The sequence below is a fragment of the Povalibacter uvarum genome (assembly GCF_014202975.1).
In the GTDB taxonomy this organism is placed as follows: domain Bacteria; phylum Pseudomonadota; class Gammaproteobacteria; order Steroidobacterales; family Steroidobacteraceae; genus Steroidobacter; species Steroidobacter uvarum.
On the sequence record NZ_JACHHZ010000005.1, the window covers coordinates 424,175 to 449,862 of the forward strand.

Genomic DNA, 25,688 nt, shown 5'->3' on the forward strand with positions numbered 1-25,688 from the left:
TCTCAGGTCACTCGACAAACGGTGCGGCTACAACACGGCGGCCGCACATGAAAGCATCGGCGACGAGGCGGAACGGTGTTACGTCGACATCGATCCGGCGTTCGCGCACGAGTTCTTCGAAACGTGCGTACAGGTTCGGATACTCGCGATCGGGTGCCTGCATGACCGGGTCGTCGTTGATGCGCAGCACGGAGCCGCCGAGCGACAGGAGCAGGCGGCCGTCGTCGGTTTCGACGGCGATATCCCAGGTTTGTGGGCCTGTCTGCAGAAAATCGAACTCCATGCGGACCGCGGTGCCGTGCTCATTCCTGAGTTGCAGCGTCGCAGCGACCGGGGCTTCGCAGTTCGAGGGGAATGCGAGTTCGGCGTCACGAAGCACGAGATGGCCCGGCAGGATGCGCGTGATGATCGACAGAGCGTTGATGCCCGGATCGAATACGCCGAGGCCGCCGGCTTTCCAGATCCAGGTCTGTCCGGGGTGCCATACGCGAACATCTTCTTTCCACGTGACGATGACGTTGCGCACTTTACGGTTGGCGAGCCACTGGCGCGCAGGCTCGACGCCCGCCGCTTCGCGTGAATGCCAGGTAGCGTGGAGCGCAACCTTCTGCTGTTCCGCGAGTTCGACGAGCGCGCGAACTTCATTCAATGTCGCGCCCGGAGGCTTTTCCAGCATGACGTGATGGCCACGCTCGAGTGCGTAGCGCGCGATGTCGTAGCGGATCTGAGGCGGCGTGCAGATTGCGAGCGCGTCGATGTCGGGGATTGCGCTCAGGAGCGACGCGACATCAGGGTAATGAGGGAAGCCTTCGAGCTTGTGGTTCGGGCTGGCGACCGCAACGAGCTCGAACGCCGGATTGCCGGCGATCGCGGGCACGTGCTGGTCGCGCGCGATCTTGCCCATCCCCACCAGACCGATCTTGATCCCCGTGGAGTTCTTCATGATCTTTACAGCGAAGTGACTGCTGAGCTCGGCGATGCGACGCGACCGAGCGGGTTGCGCAGCGGCAGTCGGAACGGCGGCGCCTCGATCTCGAACACATCGCCCTCTTGCGTCTTGATGCCGTCGGAGAACGACAAAGTCGCCGTGCCATAGAAATGCACATGCAGGTCGCCGGGGCGACGAAACAGCGCGTACTTGAAATGATGATGTTCGAGATTGGCGATCGTGTGCGACATGTTCGTCTCACCGGTCAGGAACGGCTTCTCCCAGATTTTTTTGCCGTTGCGCAGCAAGCGGCTGGTGCCGCGTACGTCGCTGGGAAGTTCGCCTGTGACCAGCTCGGGGCCGAGCGCTGCATGGCGCAACTTCGAATGGGCCAGCCACAGATAGTTGCCGCGTTCGATGATGTGATCGGAGAACTCATTCGCGAGACAGAAGCCGAGACGATGCGGGTTGCCCTGGTCGTCGATGATGTAGATGCCGGCGATCTCGGGCTCTTCGCTGCCGTCGAGTGCAAAGTCCGGCGACGGCAGTGCGTTGCCCGTGCCGACGATGTGCGATCCGTCGCCCTTGTAGAACCACTCGGGCTGCGCGCCGACGGTGCCGGGCGCGGGCTTGCCGCCTTCGACGCCCATCATGAACATCCGCATCGAATCGGTGACCTGACCAGACGCCGCGGCCTTGTGCATCTTGTCGCGGCCTTCAGCCGATCCGAGATGCGTGAGGCCGGTTCCGGTCAGATAGAGATGAGCGCTGTCGGGATGATCGATCGGGGCGAGCAGGCGACCTTGCTTCTCTGCCTGGGCAAGATCGATCTGCTCGCTCGATCGTCGTGAGCTTGCTGCATCCTTCAGGCTCGACCGCTTCTGAAGCGCAAGGCGGGCGAGCTCGTACACGGTGGTGACACCGTCGACTCGCCAGCCGGAGTCGCCGCCTTCGGACGCAACGACTGCGCGTGAGCCGGTCGGGGTTGTGATCTGCAGCAGTCGAAACGTCATCGTCATCTCTCGGTTGGCAAGGGGAGCAAGTCGTCAGTCGGCCACGTAGACGCCGTCGAGACGGCGCGGGCGCTTGGGCGCATCGCGGCGCAGCGCGGCGGGCAGCAGTGCATCGGGGATGTCCTGGTAGCAGACAGGCCGCAGGAAACGTTCGATGGCGAGCGTTCCGACCGATGTGCTGCGGCCATCGGAGGTCGAGGGATACGGACCGCCGTGAACCATCGCATGTGCGACTTCGACGCCGGTTGGCCATCCATTCGCGATCAAGCGGCCCGCTTTGCGTTCGAGCACCGGCAGCAATCGCGACGCAATTGCCGTGTCCTCGTCGGTGAGGTGCAGCGTGGAAGTGAGTTGCCCTTCCAGGTGCTCCAGCACGCGAACCAGCTCCGCCTCGTCCGCGCAGCGCACGACAACGGAAGAAGCGCCGAATACTTCTTCGGCAACCTCATCGTGCTGCACGAAGTCGCTGCCAGTGATCGTGAACAGTGCGCCACGGCCGCAGTTGACGCCGGCCTTGTCGAGTCCACGAGCGATCGTCGTGACGCGATCGTTGCGCGCCAGCTTGTCGACGCCCTTCTCGTACGCGGCATGGATACCCGGAGTGAGCATCGTGGCGGGAGGAACCTGTCCGAGAGCAGCGGCTGCGGATTCGACGAAGCGCTTCAGATCCGGCCCGTCGAGCGCGAGCACGAGGCCTGGGTTGGTGCAGAACTGACCAGCGCCGAGGGTGAGCGAGCCGACGAAATCCTTGCCGAGCGCTTCCGCGCGAGTAGCGAGCGCATTGGGGAGCAGCACGACCGGATTGATGCTGCTCATTTCGGCGTACACCGGAATCGGTTCCTTGCGCTCACTTGCGATCTTCATCAGCGCGGTTCCGCCGACGCGGGAACCCGTGAAACCCACAGCCCTGACATGCCGATGTGCTACGAGCGACTGGCCGAGCGCCCGGGAATTTCCGTTCAGAAGCGAGAAGACACCGCGCGGCAAGTTGCAGGCTTCGACTGCGGCACTCACGGCTCGGCCGACCAGTTCGCTCGTGCCGGGATGCGCCGAATGACCTTTGACGATGACCGGGCATCCCGCGGCAAGTGCCGCGGCCGTGTCGCCGCCCGCCACGGAGAACGCGAGCGGGAAATTGCTGGCGCCGAACACGACCACCGGCCCGAGCGGAATCTTGCGCTGGCGAAGATCGGAGCGGGGCAGGGGTTTGCGATCCGGCAGCGCCGGGTCGATGCGCAGGCCCATCCAGCCGCCCTTGCGCAGCTCGTCTGCGAACAATCGCAGCTGATTCACGGTGCGGGCGCGTTCGCCCGTCAGTCGTGCAAGCGGCAAACCGGATTCCGCGTGGCCTCGTTCGAGCAATTCGTCGCCGAGCGCCATGATCTGGTCGCCCACGGCCTCGAGAAACTGGGCGCGCTTCTCGGGGTCGAGCTCGCGGTAGCTGTGAAATGCCGACCAAGCCAGCTCACACGCCTTCTCGACATCCTCCGCGTTCGCTGAGCTGAAAGGGGGCTGCAGGTTCTCGCCCGTGGAAGGATTCACCGCGAGGAAGGTTTCGGGCCTCCGCACGCGCTGGCCACCGATCAACAACTCTCCGGAAATCGCCATGGAAATTCTCCAGTTCGTTCCGCCTTCGGCTTGGCCCCCGGGGCGAACGAACGATTTCATTTGCGTGGTTTACTATAACTCAGACAATATAACACGGCATGAGGGTTACCAAGGGGGACCCTCGAAGTTGTGGTAGCGCTCACACGCCGCCGCCGCATACCATACACGCCCGGTTCGCCCAGCGGACAATCCAGGGCGCCGGGTGCTTGGGGGATGATTTTGGGGGGATTGGGCGCGTTACAACGCGTCCCGTCGTCGCTGGGACGATGACCTACGATTCACGAACAACTAAAGACGGGATGCACGCATGACCGGCACCGCTGTTTCTTTCTCCGGCCTCGATTGGGCCGTGGTGGCCCTGTACTTCGTCGTCAACACCGCCATCTGCGTGTGGTGTGCGATGCAGAAGGAAAAGAATACCGAAGACTACTTTCTTGCCGGCCGTACCGCGGGCTGGGTCCTGATCGGCTCTTCCATCTTCGCCTCGAATATCGGCGCCGAGCACCTGATCGGCCTGGCCGGCTCGGGTGCCGATTCGGGCGTGGCGTTCGCCCACTGGGAGCTGCATTCGTACCTGGTGCTGGTGCTGGGCTGGATATTCGCGCCTTTCTATCTGCGCGCGAAGATCTTCACGACACCGGAATTCCTCGAGAAACGCTATACGCCCGCGACGCGCACGGTGCTCTCGGTCATCTTCCTGGTCAGCTACATCCTGACCAAAGCCTCGGTGACCATCTTCGCCGGCGCCTTCGCGATCCAGACGATTCTCGGCTATGACCAGGTGAATGTGCCGCTGCTGGGGCAGGTCGACTTCTTCTGGTTCGCCGCCTTCTCGCTGGTCATCATCACCGGCGTTTTCGTGATTCTGGGCGGCATGAAATCGGTGCTCTACACCGAAGCCATGCATGTGCCGGTGCTGCTCGCGGGCTCCACTGTCCTTCTGTTCGTCGGTCTCGGCGAGATCGGCGGCATGGATGCGCTGCTGGCAGCGAATCCGGACACGAGCCATTTGTGGCGGCCGCTCTCGACCACGCCGGAAACGCAGGGATTCCCGGGCTTTCTGTTCGATCCGAGCGCTACGCCGTGGCTGGGCGTGCTGTTGTGTTCCCCGATCATCGGCTTGTGGTACTGGTGTACCGACCAATACATCGTGCAGCGCGTGCTGACGGGCAAGAGCCTGAAGGAATCGCGTCGCGGCACGATCTTCGCGGCCTATCTCAAGCTCACGCCGCTCTTCATCTTCCTGCTGCCGGGCATGATCGCTGTGGCGCTGTACAAGCAGGGCGCCCCGGGCTTCGAAACCATCGGCGACAACCCGCAGGGTGCGTTCCCCGTGCTGGTTTCGAGCCTGCTGCCCGTCGGTCTGCGCGGGCTCGTGCTTGCCGGCATGCTCTCGGCACTGATGAGTGCGCTCGCGTCGCTGTTCAACTCGACCGCGACGCTGTTCACCGTCGACTTCTACAAGCGCCTGCGCCCGCAATCATCGGAAAAGCACCTCGTGAATGTGGGGCGCATCGCGACCGCCGGTGTCATCGTGCTCGGCATGCTGTGGATTCCGTTCCTGCAGGATCTGGGCAAGGGCCAGCTCTATACCTATCTTCAGCTGGTGCAGTCGCTGCTCGCACCGTCGATCGCCGCCGTGTTCATGCTGGGTATCTTCTCGAATGGCGTGACGCCGAAGTCGGGTCTGATCGGCATCGTCACGGGCTTCGTCCTGGGCATGCTCCGCCTGGTTTTCCAGGCTACGCATGAGATGTACGGCGTCGAGTGGCCGGGCTTCATCCAGACACTCGTCGACATCAACTGGCTGTACTTCAGCTTCATGCTGTTCGTCTTCACCTGCGTAGTGATCTTCGCGGTGAGCGCAGTCACGCCGAAGGCACCGCCGGAGCAGATCGCGGGTATCACCTACAACACGGCAACGGCGGAACAGATCGCTGAAGAGAAGGACGGCTACGGTTTCTGGGAAATCTTCCACACCGTCGTGATCGTCGCGATCATCGCCAGCATCTATATCTACTTCTGGTAAGGCAGGGCGGGAGAGGATCGATCCTTTCCCGCTTCCTCGAACCCAGGATGGATCGCCGCTTTCGCGGGGATGACGGGGTACTGGCTTACTTCGCCGCCTTCATGCGCGGCCGGCGGGCGTTGGTCGTATCGAGGAAGGCGAGATCGACGAGGTTCTCCATCGCCTTGTGCGCCGCCTGCGGGTCCGAGGCCTTGATCGCTTCGTAAACACGCACGTGATCCGGCATCGGATCACGGGACAGGGGATTGTCGCGCTGCTTGAAAATCGTGGTCCAGGAAATGGCGGCGCCGACGCCGCTCGTCAGTGACATCACGAACTCGTTGCCGCTCGCGCGCAAGAGAGCCGAGTGGAACTCCTGGTCGGCGAGCCGGCCCGCTTCCACGGCGAGCGTGTGTTTCGCCATTCCTTCTAGGCCCCGGGCCATCGCCTCGAGATGTTCATCGGTCCGGCGCAACGCGGCAAGTGCCGCGGCCTGCGGCTCCACGATCTTGCGCAGCTCGAACAGACTCGTAAGCAGGTGCTCGTCCGGTTCGAACTCGAAGATCCAGGAGAGCACATCCGGATCCAGCATGTGCCAGCGTTCTGGCTGACTGATGCGAGTGCCGACTTTGGGGCGCGATTCCACGAGTCCTTTGGCGGCGAGAATACGGACCGCCTCGCGATACGCGCCTCGCGAGACGTGCAAGCGGTCGCTTGCCGCGATTTCACCATTCAGGAGTTCGCCGGGCTTGTAGCGTCCCGAGACGATGAGGACGCCGAGGTCGCGCGCAATCGTCCCGTGCAGGCGCAACGATCGGCGACGCGCACGCGCGTTGGCTTTCGACGCGGGAGAAGAAGCACCAGCCGGGCTCGGTGTCGCTATCGGTTTCTTTTTCACGGCCATGAGTCGTTAATTTAGTCTCGCGGTCCGTTTCGGGGCAACTCTAAAGGCCATCGATGCTCGCGCGATGGCACGCAACGACGATCACGCCGCGCTTCCTATAGACGACAAGACTGCTCAGCGACCTCAGTCCCGACTCGTGAGCGTGCGCCGCGCAGAGCGTCGAAATACCCGCCTCAAGCTCCGCTTGCCTCAATTTCATTTGTCCGACAATATCCGTGGACGTGCCGGGACGCAAGTCACTACTTTCCGGTGCGTCAATCCATGCCTACAACCAGAAGAATCGTCCTGTCGTTGCCACTGGCTCTGCTCGCCGGCTGCGGAGGAGGCGGGGGCGGCGGCGATGACGGCGGCACTCCACCTCTATCCGGAGGTGGCGGCAACCCGCCGCCTCCCGGAGTCACGTTCACCGAGGTGTCGGTCCACGATCCGTCGATCATCAAGGTCGACAGCGACTACTACGTTTTCGGATCGCACCTCGCGGCGGCGAGGACGACGGACTGGCTGAACTGGACGCGGGTCGCGGACGGTGTGACGGCGACGAACCCGTTGTTCAACGACGTTACGCGGGAACTGCGCGACACGTTTGCATGGTCCGAAGTCACGGGACTCTGGGCGCCCGATGTGGTCCGCCTCCCGGACGGCAAGTTCTACATGTACTACGACTCGTGCAAAGGCGATTCGCCGCGTTCGGCTCTCGGCGTTGCGGTCGCCGATCGCGTAACGGGTCCCTACGTCAACAAGCAGATCCTCCTGAAATCCGGGATGTGGGGCGAGATCAGCGAGGACGGCGTGAGCGTCTACGACGCGCAGGTTCATCCGAATGCCGTCGATCCGCAGACCTTCTTCGATCGCGACGACAATCTCTGGATGATCTACGGCTCTTACTCGGGCGGCATTTTCATCCTGGCGATGGACAAGACGACCGGACTGCCGCAGCCCGGGCAGGGCTACGGCAAGCACCTGATCGGCGGCCACCACGCACGCATCGAAGGCGCGTACGTGCTCTACAACGCATCGACCGGCTACTACTATCTCTTCGTTTCGTTCGGTGGTCTCGACGCTGTCGGCGGCTACAACATTCGCGTTGCCCGGGCAGATGCGCCCGATGGTCCGTACTTCGACGCGGCGGGCACCGACATGGCGACGGTGAAGGGCAATCCGAACCAGCTCTTCGACGACTCGCGCATCGCGCCGCACGCGCAGAAGCTGATGGGCAATCACCAGTTCGCGCCTGCCAGCGGCGAGACGGGCACTGCGCTCGGCTATGTTTCTCCCGGTCACAATTCTGGGTACTTCGATGCCGCGACCGGCAAGTATTTCCTGATCTTTCACACGCGCTTTCCGAATCGCGGCGAGCAGCACGAAGTGCGCGTGCACGAACTGCTATTCAATGAGGACGGCTGGCCGGTCGCTGCTCCGTTCCGCTATGTCCCAACGAGCGTGAGCGCAACGCCCGTTGCGGCGGCGGTGACCGCTACAGAAGCGCAGGGTAGCTACAAGTACATCAATCACGGCAAGGACATCACCGCGGCCATTCGCGCCTCGCAGACGATCACGCTCAACGCTGACGGCACGATCAGTGGTGCCATAACGGGCACATGGCTGCACAAGGGTGACAACTACATCGCGCTGACGCTCGCTTCGGGCGAATTGTTCAATGGTGTCCTGTCCCGTCAGTGGAATGGCAACGCGAATGCCTTCGCCGTGACGTTCACTGCGCAGTCGCAGGCGGGCGTGTCGATCTGGGGCGCGCGAACCGGCGCTTGAGAGCGCAAGAGTCGGGCGCGCACGCCCGAAAGGCGTCCTTCGGATAACGTCCGGCTGAAGCCGGACCCACAATCGGAGCGGTGCACACCTCCAACAAAAAAGGGCAGCCCTTGCGAGCTGCCCTCCGGCTCCGGCCGATTCAGTCGCGATCAGAACGTGAAGCGCGCACCCAGTGCAAACGTCCGGCCCACGATTGCGGAGCCGAAATTGTTCGTGGTCGGGTTCACGTAGTAGCTCTGGTAGATCTCATCCGTGAGGTTGGTGGCGTCGAACGTCAGCACCAGCGCGTCCGTGAGGTCGTAGCTGAGCTGGAAGTCCAGGTTCTGCTCCGATGCGCGCCACACTTCCTTCGGGTTGGCGAACAGAGCCGCCTCGTAGTTGTTGAGGAAGTCTTCGCGCCATACCCACGACAGGCGGGCATCGAAGTTGTCCTTCTCATACACGAGCACCGCGCTGTACGAAGAGTCCGATACGCCGAACAGGGATGTTCGTTGCGTGCCTGTGATTTCGCCGGCCGAGTTCGTGATCGGTGTGTCCTGTTGCGAGTCCAGCATGGTGTAGCTGGCCTGCAGGCCGATCCCGTTCAGCCAGTTCGGCACGTTCTCCGGGAAGTACTGGAAGCCAAACTCCACGCCGTCCAGTTCACCGTTCGACGCGTTGTACGGCTGGGCAAGGATGTAGTCGTACGGTCCGATGTCGTCGGTATAGTTCACGCGCCGCAGGAACGGTACGACGAAGCCCTCGATCTCACGCTTGAACGCCGTGACGTACACGGCACTCGCGTTGGAGAAGTACCATTCGAGGGACAAGTCATAGTTCTTCGACTCGGTGGGCTCCAGGTCGGGATTGCCGCCGTTCGCCGTGCCGTAGCCAATGTTCGAGACATCTCGGGCATAGCGGACTACGGGGTTCAGGTCGATGAAGTTCGGACGCCGGAGCGTTTCGCCGTAGCTGGCGCGCAGGCGCAGTTCATCCGTGAAGGCGAAGCGCATCATGACGCTGGGCAGCAGCTTCGACTTCGTGGCCGAGTCCGACGTGCGAACCCGCGCGTTCGCCGGCCCCTCCCAGAAATCCATGTCCGTATCGACGGACACATAGCGCGCGCCCAACTGGCCGTCGAACTGATGTCCGGCGACATCGACGTCGAAGTTCGCCTGCAAGTAGGCCGCCGAAGTCACTTCGTTGACTTCGAAGTTCTTCGGGGTCACGAGCTCATCGCCGACTGCCAGGTCGATGTTCAACGTCGTGTTGTAGAGGTTGCGCATCTGGTCGGCGTGCGACCGCAGGTAGTAGCCGTCGATCGCGGCCCAGCCGCCGGGCACAGTCGCCTGACCGTCGAAGAATCCGCTGTTGGTGGAAACGAGATCCGGGAAGTTCGCCATCGTCGTGCCGCTGCCCAGGCCGGCCAGCCAGCCAGCGGATTGACCACGCGTACCTTCCGACGCGCTGCGGTCGTCGTAGCGCACGCCGAAGCTGAGCGTCGTGAGGAACGCGGAATCCATGTGGTAGTCGCCATCGATCGTGACTGTTGCAGCATCGCCTTCGCGCCATCCGGCGTTGTCGTAGAACTCACCGAGGTTCCACAGGCGAGGATCGGTCAGGTCGCTTTCGTCGATGTCGGCGGTACCAGGATTGTCGTTGAACGTCAGCGCCGGAATGCCGTCACCTGCGTTGAAGTCAATGGACAGGCCGGGCGCGACGCGAACGCCACGCATGGCGATGAAGTCTTCCTCGTATTCGCTCGTCTGCCAGGCCACATCGGCGCGCAACTCGAAGGCATCGCTGACGTTCCACTTGCCGCCGAGCGCGTACAGGAAGCTGTCGGTCTTCGCCGTGAACAAGTCACCGCTCGTGAAGCCGAAAGGCACGTCCGTGTTGCGCGACTTGACGATGTTCGTGCCCGGGTAGAGCACGATGTTGGCGTTCTGGGGGCTGCCCCAGAAGTCGACGAACGTGAACATCAGCGAATTGAACTGCTGGTTGCGATAGCCGTTGTAGAACACATCGAGCACGTACTCGGATGAGTCGTTGGGTGCCCACTGCAGTGAGATGTTGGCTGCCGGACGCTCGCGCTCGCCAGTGAGATCGCTGGCGAACACAGCATCGCGTGACAGGATGTACTCGGCCTCTTCGCCGCCGACAACCATTGTCGAGCCTGGTGCCGTGGGCAGACCGTTGAGCAGTCCAGGCTGCCAGTTTTCCACGCCCCAGTACTGCGGAGCGACTGCCCAGTCTTCAGGACCGCCCTGGTTATAGACCGAACGAATGATCTGGTAAGCCCCGAGATTCGCGGGCGGATCATCCGTGGCAAACGGCATCTGCGCGCCAGCCGTGAAGCTCTGACCGCGATAGTTTGTCTGCGCGTACGAGACGTTCAGCAGCGCGCCGACCTCGCCGATGCCCGTTGTCCAGCGATCGCTGAACAGCGCGCTGACGTTGGGATCCAGTTCTTCACTCTGTTCCTGATAGATGCCGCGCACCGACAGCGAAACTTTGCTCTCGGGGAAATTGAAAGGGCGCTGCGTCTGAATGTCGATCACGCCGGCGATACCGGCCTCGATCAGGTCGGCGGAGCGGGTCTTGAAGACGTCGACCCGGTTGATCAGGTTGGCCGGCACGTCGGCCAGCGCAATCTGACGGCCCGATGCCGTGAACACGTTGCGGCCATTGACCGTCGTTGTGACATCGTCGAGGCCGCGAATGGAGACTTTGCCGGCCTCGCCGTTTGCACGGTCGGTGACTTGAACACCGGGCACGCGCTGCAGCGCTTCGACCACGTTGTTGTCCGGGAACTTGCCGATGTCCTCGGCCACGATCGCATCGACGAGTTGAATGGATTCGCGCTTGATGTCGAGTGCCTTCTCGAGGCTCTCGCGAATGCCGGAGACGACCACTTCTTCCAGCTCTTCGGTCGCCGGCGCTGCCGCCTGACCGAAGGCACTGCCGCCCGCTGTGACGCCGAGCAGCACCGTCGAAATGGCCGAAGCCAGCCGCATGTTGCGCGGCGTGCGGTGATTGGCGCGCTCGATCCCCCACCTGTTCATATAATGCTCCCCCAAGTTTGTTAGACAATTGAATCCGACCGGGCCATCTTGTCCGACAATTAGGCGGCTGGCAAGGAGGGTTCGGGCCCGGATCGCTGTTTCGGAGGCGTTCGCAGGTGCAAAATGAGCCTGTCTTACTCTCGCCACACGGTGCCGAGGGGTCGAAACCTTCCGGTAACCGGTTTCGGTACCTCCTTCAGGCTTGCCCACCCTGGTCCGGATCGATACCATTCATTTGTCGGAGTTAATGCAAGTCAAGGCGTCGAACGCGCGCTGCTGGGGGAAAATCGATGACACGTCTGAATGGCCGCGGCCGCGTAGCAATGCCGGGCGCGAATTCCTCCGCCGATTCCCACATGACTTTCATGGCGCGGTGATCGCGCACCGATTTCTCACGCTCTCTCCCCGGCCGGCTGTCGTGGCAAAGTCGCTTCCCCTGGCGACTGCCGCGACGCCGGCCGGGGGACTTCGCGCTCACGGCAAATGACCCACGGCAGCGATCGATGACCAACGGCTCGTATCTGAACCGTCGAGACCTTCTGCGTGCGACGACGCTGTCGCTCGGCGCGCTGCTGTTGCCGCGGCCGGGAAGCGCGCAGTCCCCGATCAACGAGCGCCTGGCCGGCAATCTCTTTCCTGTTCACGATCCCTGCCTGGTCAAGGAAGGCGATACCTATCATTTGTTCTCCACGGGCCAGGCGGCCGACGCGACCGGCCTGCTGCCGTGGCGTACGTCGAAGGATCTGGTGAACTGGGAGCTGCGCGGCAAGGTTTTCGATGCCATTCCCAAGTGGGCGCAGGAGGCCGTACCCGGCACCGTCGGCATGTGGGCGCCGGACATCATTCATATTAACGGCGAGTACCGGCTCTACTACTCGTGCTCGACTTTCGGATCGAACCGGTCCGTCATAGGGCTGATTGCCAATCGCACGCTCGATTCGGCCTCGCCCGATTTTCAATGGGAGGATCGCGGGCTGGTGATCGAGTCGCAGCGCAACGATGACTTCAACGCCATCGATTCGAACGTGCTCGTCGATCGCGAAGGGCAGCACTGGCTCACGCTCGGCAGCTTCTGGAGCGGGATCAAGCTGTTTCCGATCGATGCGCGGACAGGGAAGCCTCGCCCCGGTGAAAAGCGCAAATACTCACTGGCGTCACGACCTGTGCCGGACAAGGCGCCCGCTGCCATCGAAGCACCGTTCCTGATCGAGCGGAACGGCTACTACTATCTCTTCGTCTCCTTCGACTACTGCTGCCGCGGTGCGAGCAGTTCGTACTACATCGTCGCCGGCCGCTCGAAGAGCGTGACGGGCCCGTACGTCGGCCGTGACGGAAAATCGATGCTCGATGGCTACGGCACCCAGATCCTGCGCGGAGACCGCCGTTTCCGCGGTCCCGGCCACAACGCCATCTTTCGTGAAGGCTCGAACGACTATCTCGTCTATCACGCGTACGACGCCGAGCATGACGGCCGGCCGACGCTGCGCATCGCGCCGGTCGACTGGAGCGATGGCTGGCCGGTGGTGAGCTCGTGAAGACGCGGAGCAAACCAGAATTTTCCACGGGGGGCACGGGGAAGTACGGGGGCCGGAAATCCGGCGTCATTGCGAACTCGGTCCTTCCCCCGTGTTCCCCGTGCCCCCCGTGGAAATTCTTTCTTTCTCCTGAGTGACCTCGTGGCTGAACTCGAAATCATCAATGTCAGCAAAACCTTCGGGCAGTCGAAGGTGATCGACAACGTATCGCTGACGGTCGGCGCGAAAGAGTTCGTGGTCTTTCTTGGGCCCTCGGGCTGCGGCAAGTCGACGCTTCTGCGCATGATCGCGGGGCTCGAAACGGTGGACGAAGGCGAGATTCGCATCGGCGGGAAGCGTGTCGACGCGCTCCCGCCCGGCGAGCGCGGCGTCGCAATGGTCTTTCAGCACTACGCGCTGTATCCGCACATGACGGTGCGCGAGAACATGTCGTTCGGCCTGCGCAACGTGAAGATCGCGCCCGCCGAGATCGATCGGCGAGTGGCTGCCGCAGCGAAGATGCTGGAAATCGAGCATCTGCTCCAACGCAAACCGGCCCAGATCTCCGGCGGCCAGCGACAACGCGTCGCGATCGGCCGGGCGATCGTCAAGGAGCCGCACCTGTTCCTGTTCGATGAGCCGCTGTCGAATCTAGACGCAGCGCTTCGGGTGCGTACCCGCCTCGAGATCGCGCAGCTTCATCAGCGTGTCGATGCGGCGATGATCTTCGTCACGCACGATCAGATCGAGGCGATGACGCTGGCGCACCGGATCGTCGTGATGAACAACCAGCGGATCGAGCAGATCGGCACGCCGATGGAGGTCTACTCGCGGCCGGCCACCGCGTTCGTCGCAGGATTCGTCGGCACACCCTGCATGAACTTCGCGCCGGTTGAAATCACGGGCGCGTCGCCGTTCGTCACGCTGCGGTTGCCCGACGGATCGATGCTCGAGACACGGGTGGATCGCAAAGCGCTGCCGGAAGGAGGGCGGTTCAAACTGGGAGTCCGGGCGGAATCGGTTCGGCCCTGCGCGACGGGCGAGGGCAATTGCAGCGGCACGGTGAAGTTCGTCGAACGCCTCGGTGACCGCACGCTCGTCTATGTCCTGCTCAGCGACGGCACGACGATCGTCGCCGAGGACGCTGGCATGAGCCGCATCGCGATTGCCGACGCTGTCGGCCTGCGGTTCGATAGCGCAGGCGTGCACCTGTTCGACGATGTGCGCGGCTATCACGCAGCCGAGGGCGCCTGAGATGTCGGTCGCGGCTGCACACGTTACGGATTCACGTGAGACGCGCAGCGGCGCTCGTGGCGACTGGAGCAGCCTGCTCTATGTCGCGCCGTTCCTGCTCATCTATATCGTGCTGGTCGTGTATCCATTGTTCTCCGGCATGTGGCTGAGCCTCCACAAGGCGGACTTCTTTGGTGAACGCGTTTTCGTCGGACTCGAGAACTTCACGCGCCTGCTGGCGGACAAAGTATTCCTGGGGACGCTGTGGAACACGTTCTACTTCATTGTGCTCACGGTGCCTGCGCTCGCGATCATCGGACTCGGATTGGCGCTGGCGTTGAATCGAACGACGCGAGCCGCAGCGGTACTTCGCGGCGTGTTTTTCTCGTCGTCCGTTCTTTCGGTGACCATCGTCACCTTGTTGTGGCGCGTGGTATTCATTCCAGACGGTGGCTTCATCGCCACCGTGCTCGAGATGTTCGGCAAGCCGCCTGTCGCTTTCCTGAGTGACGAAGATCTCGCGCTACCCGCGATTGCGATCACGACCATCTGGTGGTGCATCGGACTGCCAATGATGCTGTTCCTCGCAGCGCTGCAGCAGGTGCCAAAAGAGCTGTACGAGGCGGCTGCGCTGGACAACGCCGGTCGCTGGAAGACGCTCTGGAGCGTGACGCTGCCGTCGATCCGCCGCACCTTCGCGCTCGTGATCATCATCGAGATCGTGCTGCAGTTTCAGCTTTTCGGCCAGGCGCAGCTCATGACGCTTGGCGGACCGAACAATGCGTCGCGACCCATCGTGTTGTTCATCTACGAAGTCGGCTTCAACCGCTGGGATATCGGCTACGCAGCGGCGGCCGCGCAGATTCTGTTCGGACTGATCCTGATGGCCGCACTGGCACAGTACTTCGTGGCCCGCCGCAAGGGAGAAGCCTGATGGCCGCGGGCAGCATGGTCGGGCGCACGCTCAGCGATCGACTGATCCTCGTAGCGGTGATCGTGCTCGGCATCGTCATGGTCGCACCGATCGTGTGGGCGTTGGGCCTGTCGCTCAAGACAAACGCCGAGCTGATGGTCGATACGAGCTCGGTGCTGCATGCGCCGTACACGCTGCAGAACTACTGGGACCTCGTGATCGGATCGCCGGTGTTCCGCTGGTTCGTGAACAGCATGATCGTGTCGCTCGGCATGACGATCGGTGTGCTCGTTCTGTCGTCGCTGGCCGGTTACGGATTCGCGCGCCTGGAGTTTCCAGGCCGGGATATCATCTTCGTGCTGGTGTTGTTCGGGCTGGCTGTCCCGGAGCAAGCGGTGATCATTCCGCGGCATCAACTGTTCAGCGAGCTTGGCCTGCACAACACGTACATCGGACTCATCCTCCCGGGCCTGTCGACGTCGTTCGGGGTGTTCCTGATGACGCAGTATTTTCGCGCGATTCCGCGTGAAGTCGACGAAGCCGCGATGCTCGACAACGCCACTCGATTCCAGGTCTTCTGGCGTGTGTTGTTGCCGATGACGTTGCCGGCGCAGGCAACCCTCGGCATCTACACCTTCCTGCACGCGTGGAACGACTATTGGTGGCCGCTGATCTCGGGCACGAACGCCCAGATGTACACAGTGACCGTGGGCATCGCGTCGACTCAGATCAATTTCGCCGAGTCCGCCGGCCTCGGATTCCTGATGGCGCAGGCGATCTTCGCCGCGCTGCCGATCCTCATCGTGTACGTCTTCTTCCAGAAGTACATCGTGCGCGCGGTTTCTGGAGGAGCGACGTGAAGCGACGTGCCTTCGCGGGCCTCGCGGGTGCCGCCCTTCTCGCAGGCTGCGGCGTTTCGCAAGCGCCCAATGAAATCGTCGTGCAGCGATTCTTCGGTACCTGCAACGCCCAGTACGGATCGCAAACGGATGTCGCTGCGGCGCAGACCGAGTGCGGGATCATCACGACGCTCATCAACAAATTTCGCGCCGAGAATCCGGACATCAAGGTGACCGTGAGCACGGTGGCCTGGCCCGGTTACAACCAGCTCTCGGCGCAGATGGCGACCGGCGATGCGCCCGACGTCGTCACGATGCACGAGTCGGCGATTCCAGATTTCCAGTCGCGCCACTTGCTGGAACCGATGGGCGAGGAGTTGCGGGCGGTTGGCGTGGAGCCGGACAACTTCACCGAAGCGAGTCTGAAAGGCGTCACGATTGCAGGCAACGTTTGGGGCATGCCGTTCGACACGTGGGCGCCGCTGTGGCACATCAACATGAACTATTTCCGACAGGCCGGGCTCGTGCGCGACGACAAGCCGATCCTGCCGTCATCGCCGGAAGAGCTCATCGAGCAGGCTCGTCAGTTCAAGAAGGCGACGGGCAAGCCGTACTTCGTTCAGGCACTCGCAAACCAGAAACCGGCGTACTCGCGGAACCTGTACACATATCTGATGCAGCAGGACGCGGACTTCTTCGCCGATCCGAAGCGCATCAAGCTGCGGACACCCGAGGCCCGCCGGATCGTCGAGATGTTCCGGACGCTCTACGAAGAAGGACTCACGACTCGCGACCAGGACTATGCCGCTGCGACGCGCGGCTTCATGAATGGTGACGGCGGTGTGTATCTCGTCGGCACCTGGATGATCGGCGACTACGAAGCGGAGTCGCGACGGCCTGACCGACCGCTGTCGAACGGCTACACCGTCTATCCGTATCCGCAGCTCTTCCCGGAGAAGGACGCCACCTTCGCTGACGGCCATTCGTGGGTCATGCCGGTGAAAGAGCGAACTCCCCAGCAACGACAGGCTGTCTATCGTCTTCTGAAGTTCCTTGCCGACAACAACTTTCAGTGGGCGCGCACCGGTCATCTGCCCGCGTTCACGAGCGTCATCGAAAGCGCCGAGTTCAAGGCGCTGCCGTATCGCGACAACATCGCGAAGATTGCGCTTACAGGGACGCCGCTGCCGGCGGGCGTCGAGCGACGGTTCGCCATCGAAGACACGATCGGCGAAGAGCTTGCCCCCGCCATCGCCGGCCAGAAGTCGGTGGAGGCCGCGCTGTTCGACGCCGAGCATCGCGTCAACGATCTCTTGTTTCATGTGCTGGCGACGAGCGGTGAGCCATGAGCAACGAGCCAGAGGTTCCATCCATCTGGCTCGCAGCTCGCAGCGCATCGCTCGCAGCTTCCGATCTCTCCTAATTCTCCGAGACCTCCCCCATGCTCCGCTCCAGAATCATCGTCGACCGCGACTTCATCATCTCTCCTCTCGATCGCCGCGTGTTCGGCACGTTCGTCGAACACATGGGGCGATGTGTCTACGGCGGTATCTACGAGCCGGGGCATCCGACCGCGGACAAGCGCGGCTTTCGTCAGGACGTGCTCGAGCTCACCAAGGAGCTGGGTCCGACGATCGTTCGCTATCCCGGCGGCAACTTCCTCTCGGGGTACAACTGGGAGGATGGCGTGGGGCCGAAGGACAAGCGCCCGACGCGACTCGATCTCGCATGGGGCTCGACCGAGACCAACCAGTTCGGCACGAACGAGTTCATGGATTGGTGTCGCGTCGCGAACGTAGAGCCGATGTTCGCGGTGAACACAGGGACGCGGGGTGCCGACGAGGCGCGTAATTTCCTCGAGTACTGCAACCATCCGGGCGGCACGTATTGGTCGGACCTGCGCCGCTCGCACGGTTACGAGAAACCGCACGACATCAAGTTCTGGTGCGTCGGCAACGAAATGGATGGGCCATGGCAAATCTGCCGCAAGACCGCGACCGAGTACGGCCGCATAGCGCAGGAGACCGGCAAGGTCATGCGCTGGGTGGACCCCGACATCAAGCTCGCAGCCTGTGGTTCATCCGCACGGACCATGCCGACATACGCTGCATGGGAACACGACGTGCTGGACAACTGTTTCAACGAGGTCGATTTCATCTCGCTGCACCAGTACTTCCGCAATGACAGCAACGACATCCAGACGTTCTTCACGGTCATCGAGGACCTGGATTCGTTCATCAAGGAAGTTGCCGCGATCGCCGATGCCGTGGCGGCGAAGCGCCGTTCCTCGAAGCGCATCATGCTGTCGCTGGACGAATGGAATGTCTGGTACAAGGCGCACACGCCAGAAGACCTGCGCAAGCCGGGCTGGCCGCAGGCACCGAAGCTCATCGAAGAGATCTACAACTTCGAGGATGCACTTATCGTCGGCGGCGCGCTGATCACCATGATCAACAACGCCGATCGCGTGAAGGCAGCGTGCATCGCGCAGCTCGTGAATGTCATTGGTCCGATCATGACGGAGACCGGCGGTCCGGCGTGGCGCCAGACGATTTTTCATCCGTTCTCGCAGGCATCGCGGCACGCGCGCGGCAACGTACTGCGTGCGAAGATCGATTCGCCGACGTTCTCGACCAAGACACATGCCGATGCTTCCTGCGTCCTCGCGAGCATCGTGCACGACCCGGACTCCGGCGAGGTGAACATCCTGGCGCTGAACCGGCACACGACGGAAGAGATCGAGCTCGAAGTCGAATTGCGCGGCCTCGGCAAGCTCAAGGTCGTCAGTGCGTCGGAGCTGCACCACAAGGATCTGAAGGCGATCAATTCCAAGGACAAGCGCGATGAGGTATCGCCGGCGTCACGCAGCGATGTGACGATCAGCGGCGAGACGTTGAAGGCGAAGCTCAAGCCGCTGTCGTGGAACGTGATCGCAACGGGCGCAGCGTCGTGAGACCCGCGATGAGGTCGGTGCTGATTCGCGCAGCGGGTTCGGTTCTCCTGGCTGTGCCGATGTTCGCGGCAGCGCATCCGACGCCGGTCGAAACATTCCCGCTGTCGGACGTTCAGCTCCTCGACGGCCCATTCAAGGCCGCGATGGAGCGAAACGCGAAGTACCTGCTGGAGCTCGATGCTGACCGATTGCTGCACAACACTCGAAAATACGCGGGACTGGAGCCGAAGGCCGAGCTGTACGGCGGTTGGGAATCGCAGGGCATCGCCGGTCACTCGCTGGGTCACTACGTCACCGCGCTCTCGCAGCAATACAAAGCGACTGGCGATCGGCGTTTCCGGGAGCGCATCGACTACATCGTCGCGGAAATGGCTGAGGCCCAGCGCGGATATGGCGACGGCTATGTCGGTGCACTGCCGCCTGCGGAGTTGGAAACGTTGCGCGGGCTGAAGCAGGGCAAGGTTGAGCCGCGTGATCACTTCTTCTTCAAGAACGGCGCGTGGGTTCCTTGGTACACGCAGCACAAGGTGCTCGCCGGGCTCAAGGATGCCTGGGTTCTCGGCGGCAATGAGCAGGCGAAAGCTGTGACGCTCAAGCTCGCCGACTGGGTCGATTCTGTCACCGCGGGCCTGACGCAGGAGCAACTGCAATCCATGCTCAGCGTTGAGCACGGGGGCATGCGCGAGGTGCTGATCGAGATTCACTACTTGACCGGTGAGCCGCGCTATCTCGCGACGGCGAACCGCTTCTATCACCACGCTGTGCTCGACCCGCTCGTTGCGGGTCGTGATGAGCTGGCAGGCGAGCACGCGAACACGCAGATTCCCAAGATCACCGGCGCGGCGCGCAGCTACGAGGTGACCGGCAATGCCGACGATCGCGCTGCCGCGGTCGACTTCTGGAAGATCGTCGTTCGCCAGCACTCTTGGGTGAACGGCGGGAACAGCGACGGCGAACATTTCTTCGTGCCGAACACCGCATCGTCGCATCTAAGCGCTGCGACCGCGGAGACGTGCAACACGTACAACATGCTCAAGCTGACGGAGCATCTGTTTACCTGGCAGCCGAGCGTCGAGTACGCGGACTACTACGAACGCGCGCTGTACAACCATATCCTTGCGTCGCAGGAACCTGATCGCGGCATGTTCACGTACTTCATGTCGCTGAAGCCCGGGCACTTCCGTACTTACAGCACGCCGTTCGAGTCGTTCTGGTGCTGCGTCGGTAGTGGCATGGAGAATCACACGAAGTACGGCGAGGCCGTCTACTTCCACGGCACCGACGATCTGTATGTGAACTTGTTCATTCCCTCGGCGCTCACCTGGCGTGAGAAGGGCTTCGCGATCGAACAGCGGACGGACTATCCGCGCGGCGATCGGACCCAATTCGTCGTGAAGCAGGCTTCGGATCGACCCATGTCGCTGCGTGTGCGAACCCCGGCGTGGGCCACGCGGCCGTTGACGATCGAGGTCAACGGCAGGGTGATCGGGAACGAGGCGCCGCCAGGGTCCTATGCCACGATTATCCGGACATGGAAGAAGGGCGATCGCGTCAGCGTCACGATCCCGATGGCGGTTCGTACCGAGGAAGTGCATGGCGCACCGAATACCGTCGCGTTCCTGTACGGACCGCTCGTCCTCGCCGGCGACCTTGGCCCGGCGCCTCGCAGCGAAACCGTTCCGTACGCGAAGGACCAGGTCGTCAATCTGAAGGCGCCTGACTTCCCGGTGCCGACGCTGGCGGCCACCACGGAGAAGGCGCTTGCCGCGATTCGCCGATTGCCGGGTGATCAGCTGGCATTCAAGACGCAGGGCATAGGTCAGCCCTCGGACGTGACGCTGAGGCCTTTTCCAGATCTGCACTACGAGCGGTACAACGTTTATTGGGCGCTGAAGCCGGCGACGCCCTGATCGTTACTCCCGCGAAGGTTCTCCATTACTCCCGCGAAAGCCGAGTCCATCTTGCTAGCCGGGATGGATGCCCGCTTTCGCGGGCATGACGGCCTGCGCTAACCGGCGCATCCGCGCCCCGACCGGTACGTCGCCGCTATTGACCGGTTCTCCCTGTTCCCCCGCTTGCAGGCTGCGCAGAATGCACGCCGTCGCAATGGCCTGAGGATGGGGACCACCATGCACGACTCGCCGGAACGGCTGCACGCATTGGATGCAGTCAGAGCGTTCGCCTTGCTCCTTGGCATCGTGCTGCACGCCACGATGTCGTTCATGCCCGGTCTGATCGCAGTAGGCTGGCCGATTGCCGACCGCTCGCAGAGCGAGTTCCTGCAAGGGACATTCTTCTTCATCCATGTTTTCCGCATGACGATGTTCTTCGTCATCGCGGGCTTCTTCGCGCATCTGCTGTTTCATCGCCGTGGCGCTTCGGGCTTCATCAGGGACCGGCTGCGCCGCGTCGGCATTCCGCTCGTTGTCGGCTGGCTGATATTGGCACCGATGATCATCGCGACGCTGATCTGGGCCGCCTGGGGTTCGCCGCCACCGGCGCCGCCGCCCGGATTCGAGAAGCCGGCGTTGCCGTTCCCGCTCATGCATCTGTGGTTCCTCTACGTGCTCGCGCTGCTGTACGTGGTCGTGCTGGTGATTCGGCAGTTGATCGTCAAGCTGCCGAACGCCGATGCGATCCGGGCACGCGCGGACGCGTCGATGGGTTGGCTCGTTCGCAGTCCGGTGGCAGCGATGGTGCTAGCGATTCCGGTTGCGACCGCGCTCCATTTCTACCAGCCGTGGATGGTTCACGGCGGGATTCCGACGCCGGACATGTCGCTGATCCCGAACTCGCCGGCTTTCATTGCCTTCGCGACGGCGTTCTGTTTCGGCTGGCTGCTTCATCGGCAGACGACGCTGCTCTCTTCGATGCAGCGCGGCTGGGTGGCGTATCTCGCGACCGCGATCGTGCTGACGAGTGTCGCGCTGTTCATGGTGAGCGATCTGCCGTCGGGATTTTTTGCGAAGCTTGAAGGGTTGCCGCGCCTTGCCTACGCGGTGATCTACGGCATCGCGAGCTGGTGCTGGACTTTCGCAATCATCGGCGCGGCGATGCGATACCTGTCGCGTGAGCGTCCGGTCGTCCGCTACCTGGCGGATTCGTCGTACTGGCTCTATCTCCTGCATCTGCCGCTGGTGTTCGCGCTGCAGCAGCTCGTGTCGGAGTGGCCGTTGCATTGGAGTGTGAAGTATCCGCTGATCGTCAGCGTCACAACGGCGCTGCTCCTCTTGAGCTACCGGGCGTTCGTCCGCTCTACATATATAGGAGAGGTACTCAACGGTCGCCGCTACCCCAAGGGGCTCGAGAAGGGGCTCGAGCGACCGAGCACGGTTGTTGCCGCACCGGCGACATCGCATTCGCACGACCCGCAGAAGACTCTGGCTTCGCTGAAGGCCGTGAAGAAGCGCTACGGCTCGACGCTGGCACTCGACGGTCTCGACCTGAATGTAGGGAAAGGCGAGCTGGTGGCTGTGCTCGGTCCGAATGGCGCCGGCAAGTCGACGGCCATCGGGCTGATGCTCGGACTGCAACGGCCCGACCAAGGCGCCGTCTCTCTGTTCGATGAAAGTCCGGAGTCGCTCGCGGCACGTCGTCGCGTCGGTGTGATGATGCAGGAGGTCGCGCTCGCACCGGAACTGCGAGTGCGGGAGCTGATCGATCTCACCGCGAGCTATTACGCCGCACCGATGACTGCGGAAGCGGCGATGGAGATGACGCACACCAAGGAGCTGGCACTGCGTCCTTACGGCAAGCTCTCGGGCGGACAGAAGCGCCAGGTGCAGTTCGCGATGGCTATCTGTGGTCGGCCGCAGCTGCTGTTCCTCGACGAGCCGACCGTAGGCCTCGACATTCGCGCGCGCGAAATGATGTGGTCCACGATCCGCGAACTCGTTCGTGGTGGCTGTTCCATCGTGCTTACGACGCACTATCTCGAAGAGGCGGAATCGCTCGCGGATCGCGTCATCGTCGTCGCCAAAGGCAGGGTCATCGCCAGCGGCAGCGTCGATGAGATGCGCGCACTGGTTTCCCGTCGACGTGTGAGCTGCACCACGAGCACGCCGATCGCGGAGATCGAACGCTGGCCGGATGTCGACTCCGTCAGCAGCACGGGCGGTCGCGTCCTGATCTCGACGGCCCGCGCGGAGGATGTCGTTCGACGACTCCTCGCGGCCGACGCGACACTCTCCGACCTCGAAGTCCAGCGCGCTGGCTTGTCCGAGGCATTCACCGAGCTCACGCAGGAGGCTGCCTGATGTCCATCACGACTGTGGCTTCCCAGGTCAACGCACCCATGCCGACGAGCAGGGTGATCCATTGCTACGTGACCGAGGCGAAGTACGCGTTCCTCAGGGCGATTCGCAATCCCGGTTTTTCGATCCCCACGCTGCTGTTCCCACTGATGTTCTATCTGCTCGTCGGCTTCGTGTTCCGTGCGTTCCAGGCGACGGACCCGAACGTATCGTTCTTCATGTTCTGCGGATTCGCGACCATGGCCGCGATGACGCCCGGCATGTTCGGCTTTGGGATCGGGTTCGCACTGGAACGCGAGCAGGGATTGTTCCGCTACAAGCGGGCTGTTCCGATGCCTCCGTTCGCGGCCTTGCTCGCCAGTGTGGCGATGTCGGTCGTATCGACTGCGATTGCCGTCACACTGATGGCCGGCGCAGCTCTCGCGCTCGGCTCAGTGAAGTTGTCGATCCTGCAGGTACTGACCGTGGTCGCCGTCGTGTCGCTGGGCGCGATTCCGTTCTGCTCCATCGGATTGTGGCTCGGTTCCATCTGCTCGGGCCGGGCCGCGCCGGCGATCACGAACGTGATCTACATAGTGCTCATCTATTTTTCGGGCCTGTTCATTCCTCTACCCGAGGGAATCCGTGTCGTGGTGCTGGGTTCGCCCGCGTTCTATCTCGACCAACTCGCACTCGCCAGCATCGGCGCCCAGAACTTCATCGTCGGATCGGCAGTGAATCACGTCGTCGTGCTGCTCGGAGTCACCGTGCTGTTCCTCGGCCTTGCGACGCGGCGACTCGCCAGGGAAGGCTGATCGCTTAGGGACTGCCCCGAGCAGCAAACACGGCCAACTTGCCCAGTTCGCGTTCTCGGCCCTTAAGGGCTGGCCAATCGCACCGCGGTCAATCGCTTGAATGGGATGACGGCCTGAATAGGGCATCCCCGGATTTTTCCGCCTCTGCCTCCAAGTCAGCCATGAGCGGACCCCGCGGCGAAACCTGAATCGGTACTGCGGGACTCATCATTGGAAAGAGGCTGCCGCTATCTCGTTCATACCTGCCCCGTAGAGGCAGATGGAACGGTTCAAAGGAGCTCAGACCAACATGCGCGCGAATGGCCCTGTGACGAACGCGGAGTACGTGCTGCCGGATGATGAAGTCATCATCACGCACACGGACGCGACCAGCCGCATCACCTATGCCAATCCCGCTTTCCTGGGCAGCAGCGAGTTCTCGCTGGAAGAATGCATCGGGCAGCCGCAGAACATCGTGCGGCACCCGGACATGCCGAAGGAAGCGTTCGCCGATCTGTGGGAAACGATTCGCGCGGGCAGGAGTTGGACGGGCATCGTCAAGAACCGGCGCAAGAGCGGCGGTTTCTACTGGGTGCGGGCGAACGTGACGCCGATGATGGATCGCGGCCAGATCGTCGGATACATGTCGGTTCGCGTGAAGCCTTCGCGCGAAGAAATCACCCAGGCCGAGCGCATCTATGCGGACATTCGCGCCGGGCGCGCGGGCTCGATCCGGATCAAGGAAGGGCGGGCCTTCGATACGTCGATCCGCGGTCTCCTGGGTCGCGCGTCGAATCCGTCTCTGCGCACGGGCACATGGGTGGTCGTCGGCGCGCAGAGTGCGCTGATGGCCGGAGCCGCGCTGACGAATCTGCTGGCGAGAGGCCCGGCAATGATGACGTTGCTCAGTGCAGCCTGCGCCAGCATTGCGTTCGCAAACATGCTCTACATTCAGCACAGCGTCGTGCGCCCGCTGATCAAGTTGCGCGATGCTGCGTTCAAACTCGTGAGCGGCGACACCCGAACCCGCATCGTCGATGAGGGTGTGTCGTGCATCGTGGCAGTCGCACAAGCGTTCGAACAGGTGCGAGTCAAGCTCGACGGCGTGCTCAAAGACAACATCGCCGCCGCCGAACAGGTCCGCGACGGTGTCGGTGAAGTCGTGAATGCCAACTCGGATCTGTCGAATCGCACCAGCGAACACGCAGCGGGTCTCGAGGAAACCGTAGCGTCTCTGGAGCAGCTGACCTCCACCGTCGCGCGAAACACGGAAAGTGCGCATCAGGCAACCAAGCTCGCGGTGCAGTCGTCTTCGGCAACGGTCCGTGGACGCGAAGTCGTGAGCGAAGTTTCGGCGACGATGGGGGCCATCACCGAGTCGTCGCGCCGTATCGGCGAGATCGTTGGCATCATTGACGGCATCGCATTCCAGACCAATCTGCTGGCGCTGAATGCAGCTGTCGAGGCAGCACGTGCTGGCGATCAGGGTAGGGGTTTCGCAGTCGTCGCGCAGGAAGTCCGCAGTCTGGCGCAGCGTTCGGCCGCATCAGCCAAGGAGATCAAGGAGCTGATCACGCAGTCCAACGAGCGCGTGACCCGCGGCAGCGCGCTGGCGGCTCAGGCCGAGGAATCGATGGGGCAGGTCGTGGATTCCGTCAAGCGCGTGACCGATGTCATCTCGGAGATCGAAGCTGCGAGCCGCGAACAGTCATCGGGCATCGAGCAGATCAATCGCGCGATGTCGCAGATGGACAAGATCACTCAGCAGGACGCACAGATGGCGCACGAACTCAGTGAAACGGCGCAGAGCCTGCAGCGTCAGTCGGAGCAGATGCTGGCCGCGATCTCGGCGTTCTCGATGCAGGCTGGACGGCAGTTGCACGCACCCGCACGTTCCGCCGCGCCTTCCACACACCAGCTCGCGAGAGCTGCCTAGGT

Annotated in this window: 18 protein-coding genes; 12 read left to right on the forward strand and 6 right to left on the reverse strand. The window is 62.6% G+C overall.

Features of this window, described 5'->3' with window-relative positions; all coding sequences use genetic code 11:
- Positions 1-7: 7 nt before the first annotated feature.
- Genes HNQ60_RS21280 through HNQ60_RS21290 form a run of 3 tightly spaced genes read right to left on the reverse strand, consistent with a single transcriptional unit; the run spans position 8 to position 3,549 of the window.
- Positions 8-943, reverse strand: coding sequence for a Gfo/Idh/MocA family protein (locus HNQ60_RS21280; RefSeq protein WP_184334789.1), 936 nt, complete (start codon positions 941-943; stop codon positions 8-10).
- Between the two features lie 5 nt (positions 944-948).
- A complete protein-coding gene (gene araD1 / locus HNQ60_RS21285) occupies positions 949-1,941 on the reverse strand; it encodes an AraD1 family protein (RefSeq protein ID WP_184334790.1) in 993 nt (330 codons plus the stop codon).
- A gap of 33 nt (positions 1,942-1,974) precedes the next feature.
- Positions 1,975-3,549: an aldehyde dehydrogenase (NADP(+)) gene (locus tag HNQ60_RS21290; protein WP_184334791.1), complete on the reverse strand. Its 1,575-nt coding sequence runs from the start codon at positions 3,547-3,549 to the stop codon at positions 1,975-1,977.
- A 307-nt stretch (positions 3,550-3,856) separates the two neighbouring features.
- On the opposite strand from HNQ60_RS21290, the gene HNQ60_RS21295 reads away from it, so the two are divergent.
- A complete protein-coding gene (locus tag HNQ60_RS21295; RefSeq protein WP_184334792.1) occupies positions 3,857-5,578 on the forward strand; it encodes a sodium:solute symporter in 1,722 nt (573 codons plus the stop codon).
- A gap of 85 nt (positions 5,579-5,663) precedes the next feature.
- On the opposite strand, the gene HNQ60_RS21300 is transcribed toward HNQ60_RS21295, so the two are convergent.
- Positions 5,664-6,461 carry a FadR/GntR family transcriptional regulator gene (locus HNQ60_RS21300; protein ID WP_184334793.1) on the reverse strand — a complete coding sequence of 266 codons (798 nt, stop codon included), beginning with the start codon at positions 6,459-6,461 and terminating at the stop codon, positions 5,664-5,666.
- Positions 6,462-6,501: 40 nt separating this feature from the next.
- Positions 6,502-6,660 (reverse strand): hypothetical protein, encoded by a 159-nt coding sequence (locus HNQ60_RS21305; protein WP_184334794.1) that lies wholly within the window; start codon positions 6,658-6,660, stop codon positions 6,502-6,504.
- Positions 6,661-6,722: 62 nt separating this feature from the next.
- On the opposite strand from HNQ60_RS21305, the gene HNQ60_RS21310 reads away from it, so the two are divergent.
- The gene (locus tag HNQ60_RS21310; protein WP_184334795.1) at positions 6,723-8,228 is read left to right on the forward strand and encodes a glycoside hydrolase family 43 protein; all 1,506 of its coding nucleotides are present in this window, start codon (positions 6,723-6,725) and stop codon (positions 8,226-8,228) included.
- Positions 8,229-8,377: 149 nt separating this feature from the next.
- Here the strand turns inward: HNQ60_RS21310 and HNQ60_RS21315 are convergent, their stop codons facing one another.
- Complete coding sequence (locus HNQ60_RS21315) at positions 8,378-11,272, reverse strand: TonB-dependent receptor (RefSeq protein WP_221304362.1); 2,895 nt, start codon at positions 11,270-11,272, stop codon at positions 8,378-8,380.
- Between the two features lie 503 nt (positions 11,273-11,775).
- Here HNQ60_RS21315 and HNQ60_RS21320 point away from each other — a divergent pair.
- The 10 genes from HNQ60_RS21320 (at position 11,776) to HNQ60_RS21370 (ending at position 25,686) form a co-directional block, all read left to right on the forward strand.
- Positions 11,776-12,807, forward strand: a complete 1,032-nt coding sequence (locus HNQ60_RS21320; protein ID WP_221304363.1) for an arabinan endo-1,5-alpha-L-arabinosidase — start codon at positions 11,776-11,778, stop codon at positions 12,805-12,807.
- Positions 12,808-12,948: 141 nt separating this feature from the next.
- Positions 12,949-14,040: an ABC transporter ATP-binding protein gene (locus HNQ60_RS21325; RefSeq protein ID WP_184334796.1), complete on the forward strand. Its 1,092-nt coding sequence runs from the start codon at positions 12,949-12,951 to the stop codon at positions 14,038-14,040.
- A 1-nt stretch (position 14,041) separates the two neighbouring features.
- Positions 14,042-14,953, forward strand: a complete 912-nt coding sequence (locus tag HNQ60_RS21330) for a carbohydrate ABC transporter permease (RefSeq protein WP_184334797.1) — start codon at positions 14,042-14,044, stop codon at positions 14,951-14,953.
- Positions 14,953-15,792, forward strand: a complete 840-nt coding sequence (locus HNQ60_RS21335) for a carbohydrate ABC transporter permease (RefSeq protein WP_184334798.1) — start codon at positions 14,953-14,955, stop codon at positions 15,790-15,792. The genes HNQ60_RS21330 and HNQ60_RS21335 overlap by 1 nt, the downstream gene beginning before the upstream one ends.
- Positions 15,789-17,120, forward strand: a complete 1,332-nt coding sequence (locus HNQ60_RS21340) for an extracellular solute-binding protein (RefSeq protein ID WP_184334799.1) — start codon at positions 15,789-15,791, stop codon at positions 17,118-17,120. Before HNQ60_RS21335 ends, HNQ60_RS21340 begins: the two co-directional genes overlap by 4 nt.
- A gap of 92 nt (positions 17,121-17,212) precedes the next feature.
- Positions 17,213-18,724 carry an arabinosylfuranosidase ArfA gene (gene arfA / locus HNQ60_RS21345; protein ID WP_184334800.1) on the forward strand — a complete coding sequence of 504 codons (1,512 nt, stop codon included), beginning with the start codon at positions 17,213-17,215 and terminating at the stop codon, positions 18,722-18,724.
- 8 nt (positions 18,725-18,732) lie between these two features.
- A complete protein-coding gene (locus HNQ60_RS21350) occupies positions 18,733-20,634 on the forward strand; it encodes a glycoside hydrolase family 127 protein (protein ID WP_184334801.1) in 1,902 nt (633 codons plus the stop codon).
- Between the two features lie 219 nt (positions 20,635-20,853).
- A complete protein-coding gene (locus tag HNQ60_RS27280) occupies positions 20,854-22,980 on the forward strand; it encodes an acyltransferase family protein (RefSeq protein ID WP_221304364.1) in 2,127 nt (708 codons plus the stop codon).
- Positions 22,980-23,771 (forward strand): ABC transporter permease, encoded by a 792-nt coding sequence (locus HNQ60_RS21365; RefSeq protein WP_184334802.1) that lies wholly within the window; start codon positions 22,980-22,982, stop codon positions 23,769-23,771. The genes HNQ60_RS27280 and HNQ60_RS21365 overlap by 1 nt, the downstream gene beginning before the upstream one ends.
- Positions 23,772-24,030: 259 nt before the next feature.
- Complete coding sequence (locus HNQ60_RS21370; RefSeq protein WP_184334803.1) at positions 24,031-25,686, forward strand: methyl-accepting chemotaxis protein; 1,656 nt, start codon at positions 24,031-24,033, stop codon at positions 25,684-25,686.
- Positions 25,687-25,688: the final 2 nt, after the last annotated feature.